The sequence below is a fragment of the Streptomyces lydicus genome, from assembly GCF_000717345.1.
Taxonomy (GTDB): domain Bacteria; phylum Actinomycetota; class Actinomycetes; order Streptomycetales; family Streptomycetaceae; genus Streptomyces; species Streptomyces lydicus.
The window spans coordinates 95,232-107,620 of sequence record NZ_JNZA01000023.1; the positions used below are offsets into that span (position 1 = coordinate 95,232).

Annotated in this window: 13 protein-coding genes; 4 read left to right on the forward strand and 9 right to left on the reverse strand. The window is 72.1% G+C overall.

All coding sequences use genetic code 11. The annotated features are described in order from the left end of the window. The first annotated feature begins 7 nt into the window (after positions 1 to 7). Positions 8 to 184 carry a hypothetical protein gene (locus OO62_RS39675; protein ID WP_157850162.1) on the forward strand — a complete coding sequence of 59 codons (177 nt, stop codon included), beginning with the start codon at positions 8 to 10 and terminating at the stop codon, positions 182 to 184. Here the strand turns inward: OO62_RS39675 and OO62_RS22345 are convergent. The 3 genes from OO62_RS22345 to tuf all read right to left on the reverse strand — a co-directional run bounded on the left by OO62_RS22345 (position 171) and on the right by tuf (position 3,473). Beyond that, entirely contained in the window at positions 171 to 1,025 is an 855-nt protein-coding gene (locus OO62_RS22345) for a spermidine synthase (protein WP_033269302.1), read from the reverse strand. The genes OO62_RS39675 and OO62_RS22345 overlap by 14 nt on opposite strands. Positions 1,026 to 1,188: 163 nt before the next feature. Next, complete coding sequence (locus OO62_RS22350) at positions 1,189 to 2,043, reverse strand: patatin-like phospholipase family protein (RefSeq protein ID WP_033269303.1); 855 nt, start codon at positions 2,041 to 2,043, stop codon at positions 1,189 to 1,191. A gap of 257 nt (positions 2,044 to 2,300) precedes the next feature. Beyond that, a complete protein-coding gene (gene tuf / locus OO62_RS22355) occupies positions 2,301 to 3,473 on the reverse strand; it encodes an elongation factor Tu (RefSeq protein WP_033269304.1) in 1,173 nt (390 codons plus the stop codon). Between the two features lie 348 nt (positions 3,474 to 3,821). Between tuf and OO62_RS22360 the strand changes: the two genes are divergently transcribed. Both OO62_RS22360 and OO62_RS22365 read left to right on the forward strand, forming a co-directional pair. Further along, on the forward strand, positions 3,822 to 4,520 hold the full coding sequence (locus OO62_RS22360; protein ID WP_033269341.1) for a TVP38/TMEM64 family protein: 699 nt from the start codon (positions 3,822 to 3,824) through the stop codon (positions 4,518 to 4,520). A gap of 219 nt (positions 4,521 to 4,739) precedes the next feature. Beyond that, a complete protein-coding gene (locus tag OO62_RS22365; protein ID WP_033269305.1) occupies positions 4,740 to 5,612 on the forward strand; it encodes an undecaprenyl-diphosphate phosphatase in 873 nt (290 codons plus the stop codon). 34 nt (positions 5,613 to 5,646) lie between these two features. Here OO62_RS22365 and OO62_RS22370 read toward each other — a convergent pair whose 3' ends face one another. The 6 genes from OO62_RS22370 to OO62_RS22395 all read right to left on the reverse strand — a co-directional run bounded on the left by OO62_RS22370 (position 5,647) and on the right by OO62_RS22395 (position 10,599). Further along, positions 5,647 to 6,495, reverse strand: coding sequence for a hypothetical protein (locus tag OO62_RS22370; protein ID WP_033269306.1), 849 nt, complete (start codon positions 6,493 to 6,495; stop codon positions 5,647 to 5,649). A gap of 300 nt (positions 6,496 to 6,795) precedes the next feature. Further along, positions 6,796 to 7,710: an SCO6745 family protein gene (locus OO62_RS22375; protein WP_051733516.1), complete on the reverse strand. Its 915-nt coding sequence runs from the start codon at positions 7,708 to 7,710 to the stop codon at positions 6,796 to 6,798. Positions 7,711 to 7,796: 86 nt separating this feature from the next. Next, complete coding sequence (locus OO62_RS22380) at positions 7,797 to 8,027, reverse strand: hypothetical protein (RefSeq protein WP_033269307.1); 231 nt, start codon at positions 8,025 to 8,027, stop codon at positions 7,797 to 7,799. 2 nt (positions 8,028 to 8,029) lie between these two features. Next, the gene (locus tag OO62_RS22385) at positions 8,030 to 8,266 is read right to left on the reverse strand and encodes a DUF6400 family protein (RefSeq protein WP_051733517.1); all 237 of its coding nucleotides are present in this window, start codon (positions 8,264 to 8,266) and stop codon (positions 8,030 to 8,032) included. Between the two features lie 271 nt (positions 8,267 to 8,537). Then, positions 8,538 to 9,866, reverse strand: coding sequence for a PP2C family protein-serine/threonine phosphatase (locus OO62_RS22390; protein WP_228332603.1), 1,329 nt, complete (start codon positions 9,864 to 9,866; stop codon positions 8,538 to 8,540). Positions 9,867 to 9,903: 37 nt separating this feature from the next. After that, on the reverse strand, positions 9,904 to 10,599 hold the full coding sequence (locus tag OO62_RS22395; protein WP_033269309.1) for a TetR/AcrR family transcriptional regulator: 696 nt from the start codon (positions 10,597 to 10,599) through the stop codon (positions 9,904 to 9,906). 172 nt (positions 10,600 to 10,771) lie between these two features. Here OO62_RS22395 and OO62_RS22400 point away from each other — a divergent pair, with 172 nt between their 5' ends. After that, positions 10,772 to 12,310 (forward strand): APC family permease, encoded by a 1,539-nt coding sequence (locus tag OO62_RS22400; protein WP_051733518.1) that lies wholly within the window; start codon positions 10,772 to 10,774, stop codon positions 12,308 to 12,310. The last annotated feature ends 79 nt before the right edge of the window (positions 12,311 to 12,389 follow it).

The window sequence follows — 12,389 nt, forward strand, 5'->3', positions numbered from 1 at the left end:
GACGCCAGTGCTGGTGGCGCAGTGGGAGAACCGCACCGACCATCTCCGCGCCTCCGGCGATGACGGCCTGCATCTCCGGGTCGGCGCGTTCCGCGTCGCTGAGGCGGAGGCGCTCACCGAAGAACTCATCGAGGCCGAGCGCGTGCAACGCGGTCTCGCCCGCGAGCGGCTCAGCCCACGCTGAACGCGCCTTCCGGCGGCACCGGCGAGGCCACGGCGTCGTCGTCCCGCACGGGCACCGCGTCCCCGATCAGCCGGCGCAGCGCCGTCCCGTGTTCGACCCGGGCGGGGAACGCGTCGGCCGCCGTCCGGCGCGCCAGCGCGGCGACCGGGAGTTCGGCGTGCGACGCGAGCAGCACGGCGTTGCCGAAGCGGCGGCCGCGCAGCACCGAGGGCTCGGCGATCAGCGCGAGGTGCGCGAAGACCGTGGCGAAGTTGGCGAGTTGGGAGCGCAGGAAGCCGAAGGGGGCGCTGTCGGCGAGGTTCGCCGCGTAGCAACCGCCGGTGCGCAGCACCCGGGCGGCGGCTCGCGCGTACTCGACCGAGGTGAGCTGGGCCGGCACCCGGGAGCCACCGAAGACGTCGGCCACGATGACATCGGCACTGGCCGCCGGAGCCGCTTCCAGGGCCGTACGGGCGTCCTCGGCATGCACGGTGATGCCGCAGCCGCCGGGGAGGGGCAGCTGCTCCGCGACGAGGGCGAGCAGGCCGCGGTCGGCCTCGACGACATCCTGCCGGGACCGCGGGCGGGTCGCGGCCAGGTAGCGCGGGAGGGTCAGCGCGCCGCCTCCCAGGTGCAGCACGTCGAGCGGCCGGCCCTCGGGCGCCGCCTGGTCCAGGACGTGGGCGAGCCGCCGTACGTATTCGAATTCCAGGTGCGTGGGGGCATCGAGATCGACGTAGGACTGGGGCGCGCCGTCGACGGTGAGCAGCCAGGCGCGGGGGCGGTCGACGTCCGGGAGCAGTTTGGCGGTGCCGCAGTCCACGGTCCGGGTGACAGGTATCGGCTCGGCTGCTTCGTCCACCGTCCCATCGTCCCATTGAGCCGGGTGGCCAGGTGAGCCGGTGTGACTGTGCAGGCTGGTGCGGCTGCGGGGGCCCGTGTGGCCATCCGGGCCGCTGTGGTCCTGTGAGCCCGTGCGGTGTCGGCGCCCGGCCGAGAGGTGTGGTGCCACGGCGCGGTGACGGTCAGGCTGTGGCGGACCAGATGGGGTGGATCTCGGGCGCGTGGGTGGCGGCTTGGCGGCGGCCGGCGCGGGCGGCGTCGGCGCGTTTGGCGGGGTCCAGCACGTTGCGGCCGAAGGCGGCTCGGGCGGCGCGGTCGGGGGTGATGACGCAGACCCGGGCGCCCTCGCGCGCCAGCCGTGCGGCCTGAGCCCGCGGGCCGTCGATGGGGCCGCCGCTGACCGGCATCGGCGCGATCACGACCACGCGGGCGTATCCGGCGGCCAGGTCCGCGTTGGCGCTGGAGTGCACCCCGCCGTCGATCCACCGGGTGCCGTCGATGGTGACCGGCGGATAGATGCCGGGGACCGCGCAGCTCGCACCGACCGCGTCGATCAGCCGCACACCGCTGGTGTCGTCGAACGCCGTCCGCTGTCCCGTCGCCGCGTCCACCGCGGTGATCATCAGCCGGCGGGCGGGCCAGTCGGTCAGGCCGCCGAGCGTTCGCGTGATCGCCTCGCGCTGCTGCTCCTCGGGGGCGGTACGGGCGGCCAGTGCCAGCTTGCCCATGCGCGCCCCGAACGAGACCGCGTCCCGGGAGCGCACGGCGATGGCCGCGAACCTGGCCAGCGCGGCCGGCCCCATACGGGCGGCCGGTCCGTCGGCGGCGGGGGCGGTCAGCTGGTGCTCGTACAGCTCCTCCAGGGAGCGCCGCCGGGAGGCGAGGTGGGCGCCGACGATCGAACCGGCGGAGGTGCCGATGACGACATCGGCGTCGGCGAGGTCGATGCCCGCGTCGGCCAGGCCGGCGAGTACGCCGACCTCCCAGCCGATTCCGGTGAGCCCTCCGCCGCCCAGGACCAGTGCCGTACCCGCCATCGGACGTCCTTCCGTGTGCTGTCCGGCCCCGTTTCCCGGTTCTGCCCCGGGCTCGGGGCGAGCAGTCTCGCACTCCGTGCGCCCGCCGGACAGCATTCGTTCCACCTGTCGGACAGTTGCCGGCCGGCGGTCCAGCTGCTCGTGCGCCAGTGGGGGCGTCGGACGGGCCGCGCCCCGTACCGGGAAGGTACGGGGCGCGGCCCTGCGTCAGGCGAGGAACGCCCCGCGTCACTCGCGGGACGCCCCGCGGCCGTGGCTCACTCCTCGACCGTGCGGACCGTGCCGGCGCCCACCGTCCGGCCGCCCTCCCGGATGGCGAAGCCGAGGCCCGGCTCCAGTGGGACCTCCCGGCCCAGTTCGACCGACGCCGTCAGCGTCTGACCGGGGCGGGCGACGCCGCGGTCACCGAGGTCGAGGTCGCCGACCACGTCCGCGGTACGGATGTAGAACTGCGGGCGGTACCCGCTGGAGATCGGCGTACGGCGACCGCCCTCCTCGGTGGACAGCACGTACACCTCGGCGGTGAAGCGGCGTCGCGGGGTAACGCTGCCGGGCGCGGCGACGACGTGCCCGCGGCGTACCTGGTCGCGGTGGAGACCGCGCAGCAGCAGCGCGACGTTGTCGCCGGCCTCGGCGGACTCCATGGGCTTGCCGAAGGTCTCCAGTCCGGTGACCGTCGTCTCGGTGTCCGCGCCGAGGACCGCCACCCGGTCGCCGACGCGTACCGTGCCGCGCTCGACGGCGCCGGTGACGACGGTGCCACGCCCGGTGATGGTCAGAACGTTCTCCACCGGGAGCAGGAACGGTGCGTCGACGTACCGCTCGGGCATCGGGACGTAGGTGTCCACGGCGTCCAGCAGCGCGCCGATCGCGTCGGTCCAGCGCGGGTCACCCTCCAGGGCGCGCAGTCCGGAGACGCGGACGACGGGTACGTGATCGCCGTCGTAGTCGTGCGCGCTCAGCAGTTCGCGGACCTCCAGCTCGACCAGGTCGGTGAGTTCCGGGTCACCCGCGTCGGCCTTGTTGAGGGCGACGACGATGTGCCGTACGCCGACCTGCTTGGCGAGCAGCACGTGCTCGGCGGTCTGCGGCATGATCCCGTCGAGCGCGGAGACCACGAGGATGGCACCGTCGAGCTGGGCCGCGCCGGTGACCATGTTCTTCACGAAGTCGGCGTGGCCGGGCATGTCGACGTGGGCGTAGTGCCGGGTGTCGGTCTCGTACTCGACGTGCGAGATGTTGATGGTGATGCCGCGGGCGGCCTCCTCGGGCGCGCGGTCGATCCGGTCGAAGGGGACGAAGGTGCCGCTGCCGCGGTCGCTGAGGACCTTGGTGATGGCGGCGGTGAGGGTGGTCTTGCCGTGGTCGACGTGGCCCATGGTGCCGATGTTCAGGTGCGGTTTGGTGCGCACGTATGCCGTCTTGGGCATGGTGTTTTTCCTCGCAACGATGCGGTGAGAACGGCGACTTGACGCCGTGGGGACCCCTGGGCCCGGCCGACCCTCCCCCTGTGGGGTCCGCCGGTCGATCCGGAGAGGGTCAGCTTCGTGCGCCGTCGGTGGCTGCGGCGAGGGCCGCGAGGAAATCGGCGGCAGCCTTCGGCTCGTCCGCGGCTGCGGACAGGAGCGAGGGGAAGGCGTACCGGAACATGCGTCATATGGTGCCGGGCGGCCGTGGCGGCGTCGAACGATTTATTCAGGCTGCGGCCGGCGGTGCGGACGGTTGCCGCGGGGCGCGGGATGCCGGGCGGTGCGCGCTTCGTCGGTTACGCTCCCGGGATGCTCGACCCCGCCGCACCGCCCGACGGCCTCGCCGTGCGCTGTACGCGTGTGCTGTTCTCGCCCTGGGCCCGGTTGGGCCTGCTGCTGGTGCTGCTGGTGTCCGCCGGGGGCGCGATGCTGCTGTGGCATCCGCAGAATCTGCTGTCCGGGGGCTGGCCGGCGTGGCTGTCGGGGCCGACGGCCCTGGTCGTTTTCGCGCTGGCGTACGCCGTGTGCACCACTGCTTTCGTCCCGCGCCCGGTGCTCAATCTGGCTGCCGGCGCGCTCTTCGGTACTGCGGCGGGACTGGGGACGGCGCTGGCCGGGACGGTGCTGGGTGCCGCGTTGGCGTTCGGCCTGGGCCGGCTGCTCGGGCAGGAGGCGCTGCGGCCGTTGCTGCGGGGCCGTTGGCTGGCGGCCGCCGACCGGCAGTTGAGCCAGCACGGGTTCCGCTCGATGCTGGCGATCCGGTTGTTCCCCGGGCTGCCGTTCTGCGCGACGAACTACTGTGCCGCGGTGTCCCGCATGGGCTGGCCGGCCTATCTCCTGGCGACGGCGCTGGGCACCATTCCCAATACGGCGGCGTACGCCGTCGCGGGTGCCCGGGCGTCCACGCCGACGTCACCGGCGTTCGTGCTGTCCATGGCGTTCATCGCGCTGAGCGGTCTGGCGGCGTTGATCGTGGTGTGGCGTAAACGGAAGGCGCTGCGGGGGTAACTGACCGTACGTCGGAGCGGGTCGTACGGGAGCCGGGGTGCGGGGCGCCACCGGGCGGGCGCTCGGTGTCCAGGACCCCTTGGCCGGCCGGACATCTGGGGACGTTACGCTGCCCCGGTCGACTGTGACCCGGTTCCGCCGTCGACATCCCCTTTCTCCCACCGTGTTTCTTCCCGGCCGCGCAGGTAAGCGCTTGATCCCCTTGGACAGCTGCGTTTCATGAATTGGTTTGAATCCTTCGTACTCGGGCTCGTCCAGGGGCTGACCGAGTTCCTGCCGATCTCTTCCAGTGCGCATCTGCGCCTGACCGCGGCGTTCGCCGGCTGGCAGGATCCCGGTGCGGCGTTCACCGCCATTACCCAGATCGGCACCGAAGCGGCGGTCATCATCTACTTCCGCAAGGACATCGGGCGGATCATCTCCATGTGGGCCCGTTCCCTTTTCAACCGGGCGCTGCGGCACGATCATGACGCGCAGATGGGCTGGCTGGTGATCGTCGGCTCGCTTCCGATCGGCGTGCTCGGCATCACGCTCAAGGACGCCATCGAGGGCCCGTTCCGCGATCTGCGACTGATCGCGACGACGCTGATCGTGATGGGTGTGGTGCTGGGCATCGCGGACCGTTTGGCGGCGCGCGACGAAAAGGGCGGCCGGCACCGCGCCGCCAAGCAACGCAAGACGCTCACCGATCTCGGCGTGAAGGACGGTCTGCTGTACGGCGTGTGCCAGGCCATGGCACTGATCCCCGGCGTCTCCCGTTCCGGTGCCACGATCAGCGGCGGCCTTTTCATGGGGTACACCCGTGAATCCGCGGCCCGTTATTCCTTTCTGCTCGCCATTCCTGCCGTCCTGGCCTCCGGTGTCTACGAACTCAAGGACGCCGGCCAGGGGCACGTCGCCTGGGGCCCGACCATCTTCGCCACGATCGTCGCCTTCGTCGTCGGTTACGCGGTGATCGCGTGGTTCATGCGCTTCATCTCCAACAAGTCCTTCATGCCGTTCGTCATCTACCGGATTCTGCTGGGCATCGTCCTGTTCGCGCTGGTCGCGGCGGGGGTGCTGGCGCCGCACGCCGGGGAGACGGCGGGGTAGGCGGGGCGGTCGGGAGGTCCGTCGCGCCTCTGGGTCAGGAACTCAGGTGGTATTGGGTCCAAGGCTGTTGAGAAGGTGCGACGTCCTCGGGTGAGGGGGCGAGGGTGCCCCAGGGGGCGAGGGCGTTGTCCCATTCGGAGGTCAGGGCGGACACATCGGGGACGGATTCCGCCGACGGCATGCTGCCGGTGTGCCAGGCGGACGCCATGTGGTGGGCCGAGGGCGCGGCGTTCCAGGCGGCCGTCTGCTGGGCGGGAATGGTGTATTCGGATTCGTGTACATCGCCCGGGCCGCGCCGGTGGCGTCCGGCATGGGTTTCCACCGGGCCCGGGTAGAACCGCCCCTGGGCGGACAGTTGTTGGGCACGGGTAATGAGGCGCGTGAGGTCGAGGCCGAATTCGCTGGCGAGTTCCCGCAAATCCACACCGGTCTGCCAGCTGCCGATGAGTACGGCGTCCATCGCCGGGGACCAGTTCTGGTCGGCTGCCGTGGTTCCGCCGCCGGCGCTTTCGCGGGACGGGGCGGTGGGGCGGGTCTGGGTGGAAGTGGTCTGGTGGGAATATTCGGCAGTGGGGTCGGGCGCCGGTGGCGGCTCTTCGGGCTCCCGCTCCCGGGGCTGTACGGACGGGCCGGCGGCGGCCAGCAATTCCTCGGCGACGGCGCGGGCGTCGTCCTTGCCCACGGTGCGCCGGGCGATCCGCACTTCGCGCTCGTTCAATCCGAACAGTCCGGCCACCGCGCCGGTGCTGCCCACGGTCACCGCGAATGCCGCCAAGACCCGTGACCGGTCGGCCTGTGCCTCGTCGAGTCTGGCCTGTGCCTCGCGGACACGCTCGTCACCCAAACAAAACGCTTCCGCCAGAACGGCGTTGCGGTCCCACAACTCTCTAGGATCCATACTCAGTCAACGCCTCTTGCGCGGAGGTGTCCCGATCTGACATGGCAAAGCACCCCAAAGCACCCATCGAACCACCAGATGAAAATCACCTTGTGCGGCCGGTCACGGACCGTAGTCCTGACCGTCGGGGGACGATATCCACTGGTCAGGCCGGTCGCGCGGATAATCGGCGCGGATTGTCAGGGGCGTGGGTCGCTGCGTCGATCAGTCACATATTCAGAGTTCCGGGTGGGCATGGGAGGCCATGCTCATCGTTCGCGTATCTCTGTTTCCCGGATGTTCGTGTCACGAATCCCCGAACGCGCCGGGAAAAGGCTGGGCGGGCCCGCGGCCGTCGTGGGCGACGGGCTCGTCGAGGTGGGGCAGGCCGATCGGGTTGGGGAAGGGCAGCAGGCTGGTGGCCATGATGCGCCGGACCACGGGTTCCAGGCCGTGCAGCAGCGCCTCGGTGTCCGCTTCGGGGAGCGCGTGCAGCATCCGGGCGGCCAGCCGGTCGGTGGCCTGCTCGATGCGCTCGCGTTCCCGCCGGCCGTGCTCGGTCGCCTCACCCTGGGCGTCGACGAGCTCCCGTGAGCGGAGGCGGTCGGTCGCGGCTGCCCACTCCTCCTCGGTCCAGCCTCGGTCCTCACGGATGGTGTCGCGGGGTACCCGGCCGGACGCGGCGGCCAGCACCAGCGCCTCGCAGCCGTCGAGTGCCTCGTCGGCGAGTACGGACAGATGCGCGTCGCCGCGGAACTCCCGCAGGGCGGTGACCAGTTGCCACAGGCGCTCGACCGGGTCCGCGTGGTCGCACAGGGCGCGGTTGGCGGCGAAGAGGGGCCGTGCGGTGGGCGGCGCGGCGTCGACGATCGCCTGGAGCGGGGGGAGCAGGTCGGTCGCGGTGCGGTCGAGCTCGGGGTCGATCCGGCGCAGGGCGCGGGCCGCGCGGCTGCCGCGCTCGTCGAGGACGTGCGCGGGGCCGGCGATGCTCCAGGCTGCGGGCAGCGCGCGGGCCACCATCCGCGGGGCGAAGACCCCGAGTACGGCCGTGGCCGCCGCGGGCTCCACGGCGCCCAACGGAGCGGTGCGGGAGGCGAAATACCCCATCCAGAAGCCCTTGAGGCCCAGGGCTTTGCCCAGGCCGCGGCACTTCTCGTCGAAGTAGCAGACCGCGTGCAGCGGCTCGGTCACCAGCCAGAGCGATCGTGCGTGCAGCTCCATGCACCGCAGGCTACCGCCGCCGGGCGCCCCCCGCACCGCACGGTGGTGCGCCGGAGCGCAGCCGCCGCCCCGACAGCCCGCGGCGGTCAGTCGGCGGTGCGGCCGCCCGCTCCGAAGCCGGACTGCCAGGCCCACAGGTGGGTGCAGTTCGGGCACTGCAGATGCAGCACGCTGCCCTTGTTGGACAGCAGGTAGCGCCAGTGGTCGTGGCAGGTGCGGCCGTCGAGGCAGGTTCCACAGCCCTCGTGATCCCGGCAGCCGGGGCACGGGACCCAGGCGCGGCGACCGATGTCGGCGGTGGGGTCGAGCGGCAGCATGCTCAGCCCTGCCCGGAGGGCGGGAGCACACCGGCGGCGACCAACCGGTCGTAGGTGGCCTGCTGGTCCGCGTCCAGATCCGAGTAGAGGAGCTGGTGCGCTTCGAGCTCGGCGTTCATCACCGCGACGGGGTCCCAGGCGTCGCCCAGCGCCGCGAGTACTTCGGTCCGCCGCCGGGCTTCGTGCTCGGTGAGGTCGAACGCGAATATGTGGTGGTCCGAGGTGTTGCCGTCGTTCATGGTGCGCGTCCCATACCACTTGCGGATGATTCGGACGTGTCTATCAAGGGCGGTGGGGATGAGGAAGCGTCAGGTGCGCGGGGCCATGACCGCGCGGGTGGTACCGGGGGCGCGGTGATCGCGAGGGGCTCGGCGGCAAATACGGGCGATATCGCGGAAATCGGCGCCGGAGGGAGGGCGCCCCGGGCAGGGACCGTGTCGCGTCAGCCCGCGCGTGGTGTGACGCATTTCATCCGAGGTGTCTCCTCGGGCGTATGCCCTCTGATGTGCGTCATCCGCCGGTGCCCGGTGGCGGGGCCGGGAGGCGGCGTACGGCTACCGCTGCCGCGTCGTCGCCCAGCCGGCCCCGGGTGTGCGCCAGCAGGTCGGCGCGCAGCTGCCGCAGCAGCTGTTCCGGGCCGCAGTCGCTCCAGGCGCCGGCGCGCTCGGCGAGGGGATAGAAGGTGCCCTTGTCGTCGCGGGCCTCGGTCACCCCGTCCGTGTAGAGAAGGAGCAGGTCACCGGGCTCGAAGGGGAAGGTTTCGACCTCGTAGGCGGGGGCGCCGGGCAGGCCGCCGAGCCCGATGGGGAGCGCCGGCCGCCGGGGCTGGAGGAGGTGGGCCCGGCCGGCGCGGAGCAGCAGGGCGGGCGGGTGGCCGCAGCTGATGCTGCTGAGGACGCATTCGTGGTCGGTGATCTCCAGCAGGGAGGCGGTCGCGAAGTTCTCGCCGGCGTCGACGGCGGGATCCGGGGCGTCGGCGGCGGAGCCGGGACCGCGCGGCACCGCGGGGATCGGGCCGACGGCGGTGTCCGGTTCCTCGTGCACCGTTCCGGGGCCCGGTGGGCGAAGTTCCGCGCCGTCGCCGGCGTAGCCCGCCGTCGGGGGGTCCATCCCGTCGCCGGTGCCCGGCTCCGCCTCCGTCCCGTCGTAGGTGCCCGCGGCGGTGTGCCACTGGGTGCTGTCCCAGCGGACGGCGCCGTCGAGGTGGCGGGCCAGCCGGGGCAGGGTCGCCTGGCGGTGCGCGGCCGCCCGGAAAGCGCCGAGGAGGAGGGCGGCATGGCTGTAGGCGGGCAGGCCCTTGCCCCGGACGTCGCCGATGATCAGTCGGGTGCTGTCGAGGGTGCGTGCCGCCGCGAAGAAGTCGCCGCCCATTTCGGCTTCCCCCTCGGCCGCCAGGTACAGGGAGGCGATTTCGAGGGGGCCGCTGCGGGCGGGGAGCGGGCGGAGGAGGACCTTCTGGGCCACCGCGGCCACCGAGCGGCTCTGGACGAGCCGGCGCTCGTTGCGATCCCGGACGAGGCTGAAGAGCACCACGAGCCCGGAGACGAGGACCAGTGCGGCGATCTGCGCCTGGAGGTTCTCGGTGGCCAGGACGCCCCGGGCGGAGCCGATGAAGATCTGCGCGGCGACCGCGAGCGCGCCGATCGCGGCCGTCAGCAGGGGGCCGGCGAACGCCGCGGTGATCGCGGGGGCGGCGACGAGCAGGGGGCCGAGGTGGATGTCGGGCGGGGCGAGGGTGTCGATCACGCAGACCGCCACGATGAGCCCGATCGGGATCAGCACCAGGACGAGGCCCAGCTCGCGGCGTTCCCGCAGATGCGTCAGCCGTTGAAGGGGCATGTTTCATGTTTGCACCCTGCTGAGGGAAATGCCCGGATCACCCCGGCGCTTCGCTCCGCAGTGCCGCGATCAGCAGGTCGAGCGCGGATTCGACGGCGGACCCGGCCATGACCGGGAGGTGGTCGCGTACGCGGTGCAGGACGGGGTACTCCTCCGCGGGCAGGCTGCCGTACTCGGCCTGCCAGGCCCGCTCGTCCGCCGCGCGCTGGGCGGGCGCCAGCCGCAGCACCCCCGCGTCGAGGGCGGCATGCCCGAGGGCGGTGTCCACCAGGGCGTGGTAGTGACGGACGGCGGCGGCATCGTCGTAGCCGGCCTGGAGCAGCAGGCCGATGCCCGTTTCGACGGCGCGCTGCTCGTGCGGCCGGCCGGTGACCCGGACGGTGCTGAACACCGCGATCTGCGGATGCCGCAGCGCGGACCGGTAGGCGCGCAGGGCGAAGTCGCGCAGGTCGGCGGCCCAGTCGCCGCTCGGCGCGAAGCCGGCCATGGATTCGCCGATCAGCCGGTCGGCGAGCGCGAGCAGCAGTTCCTCGGTGTTGCGGAAGTAGCGGTAGACGGCGGAGGGGTCGGCGCCGAGGGCGGCGCCCAGTTTTCGCACGGTGAAGGCTTGCGCCCCTTGGGTGTCGATCAGCTCGCGGGCGGTGTCGACGATGAGGTCCGCCGACAGGACCACGCCTGAGCTGGTCGGCCGGCGCCGTTTGCGCTCGCCCGGGACGCGCTCGTTCTCCGCCACACCGAACCCCTCCGCCGCACTCCGCCCCGGCTGCCTGGGGGCCAGTTAATCACCAGGTTACGTCAACACCGTTGACACAAGACCCGCCCGACTGTTTCATCGGCGGTCACACGGCCCGCCGCGTCCGCCCGGCCCCGTGCCCGGCCCTCCGCCCTTCCAAGGAGTCAGTGCCATGCCATCCGCAGAGCAGCAGGACCCCGGCCCGGCGCGCATGCGCCGCTCCCTGGGGGTGAAGGACGGGGTGGCGATCGCCGCGTCGAGTACCGCAGCGACCACCAGCATCGGCATCGGAATGGGCAGCCTGGCCGCGTACGCCGGCCGGCAGACCCCCGCCCTGTTGCTGCTGGCGTTCCTGCCGATCCTCGGCATCGCGCTGTCGTACGCCCGGCTGAACCGCACCGAACCCAACTGCGGCAGCGGCTACACCTGGGTGGGGCGGTCGATCGGCCCCTGGCCGGGCTTCCTGACCGGGTGGGTGGTCCTCGTCGGCAACGTGATCTTCATGGCGTACACGGGCGCGGTCACCGGGTCGGTGGTGCTGCAGTTCCTCAACAAGCTGGGCCTGTACAGCGTGTGGGGGCTCCGGCTGGACCCGTCCTCGACCGGGGTCAGCACCGCCGTCGGCCTGGTCGCGCTGGTAGCCGTCACGGTCACCGCGGTCACCGGCGTACGGGCCGCGACCAGGCTTCAGATGTGGCTGCTGATCTTCGAGTACGCCGTCCTGCTGATCTTCTGCGGCTACGCGCTGGTCATCGGCGACCAGCCGTTCTCGCTGTCCTGGCTCAACCCCTTCGACATCGGCTCACCGCAGGCGCTGGCCCAGGGCATGGTGATCGCGGTCTTCATCTACTGGGGCTGGGACGCCGCGTTCAGCGTCAACGAGGAGACCCGCAGCGCCACCGACGCGGCCCGGGGCGGGCTGATCGCGCTGGTCGCGATGCTCGGCCTGTTCCTGGTCGGCGCGCTCGCCTTCCAGCGGGTGATGAGCACCGGCGAACTCATCCGCAACGGCCCGCAGGCGCTCACCTTCCTCGGCGGCCGGCTGGCTCCGGAGCCCTGGGCCTCGCTGCCGCTGGCGGCGCTGATGTGCTCGGCCTTTGCCTCGCTCCAGTCGAGCGTCATCCCCACCGCCCGCGGTGCGCTGGCGATGGCCCGCGACCGGACGCTCGGGCCGGTGTGGCAGCGGGTGCACCCGCGGTACGGCTCCCCCGCCGCGGGCACCCTCGTGGTCATGGCGCTGGCCGCGCTGCTCGCCGTGCTCGCCGTGGGCATCCCCAAGCTCAACGAGATGATCCTCACCGCGGTCAACTCGATCGGTCTGACCGTGGCGCTCTACTACGGACTGACCGCGCTGGCCTGCGCGGTGCGCTTCCGCGACAGCCTCCGGAAGGGGCCGGTCCGGGCGCTGCGGGACGTGGTCGTCCCGGCCGTGAGCGCACTGGTCCTGTTCGGGCTCGGCTGCTACCTGGTGCGGTACTACGCCACCCTGAGCGACCACTTCGAGGCGAGCCCCGACAACGGGTGGTTCATGCTGCTGCTGCCGGCGCTCTTCATCCTGCTGGGCCTGGCGACCGCCGCCTGGGCCAAGTGGGTGCGCCGCTCCCCGTACTTCACGACCGGACGAGGGACGGACGCCGACGCGATCGCCCTGCCCATGGACGAGGATGGACCGCCGCTGCCGACCCCCACGCCTACGCCTACGGAGGGCTGAAGCGGGCGCCCCCCGGCCGCCTCGGTTCCGTATCTCTGACCCACACCTGTCCGACCAACTCACCTGGAGCAGAAACCAG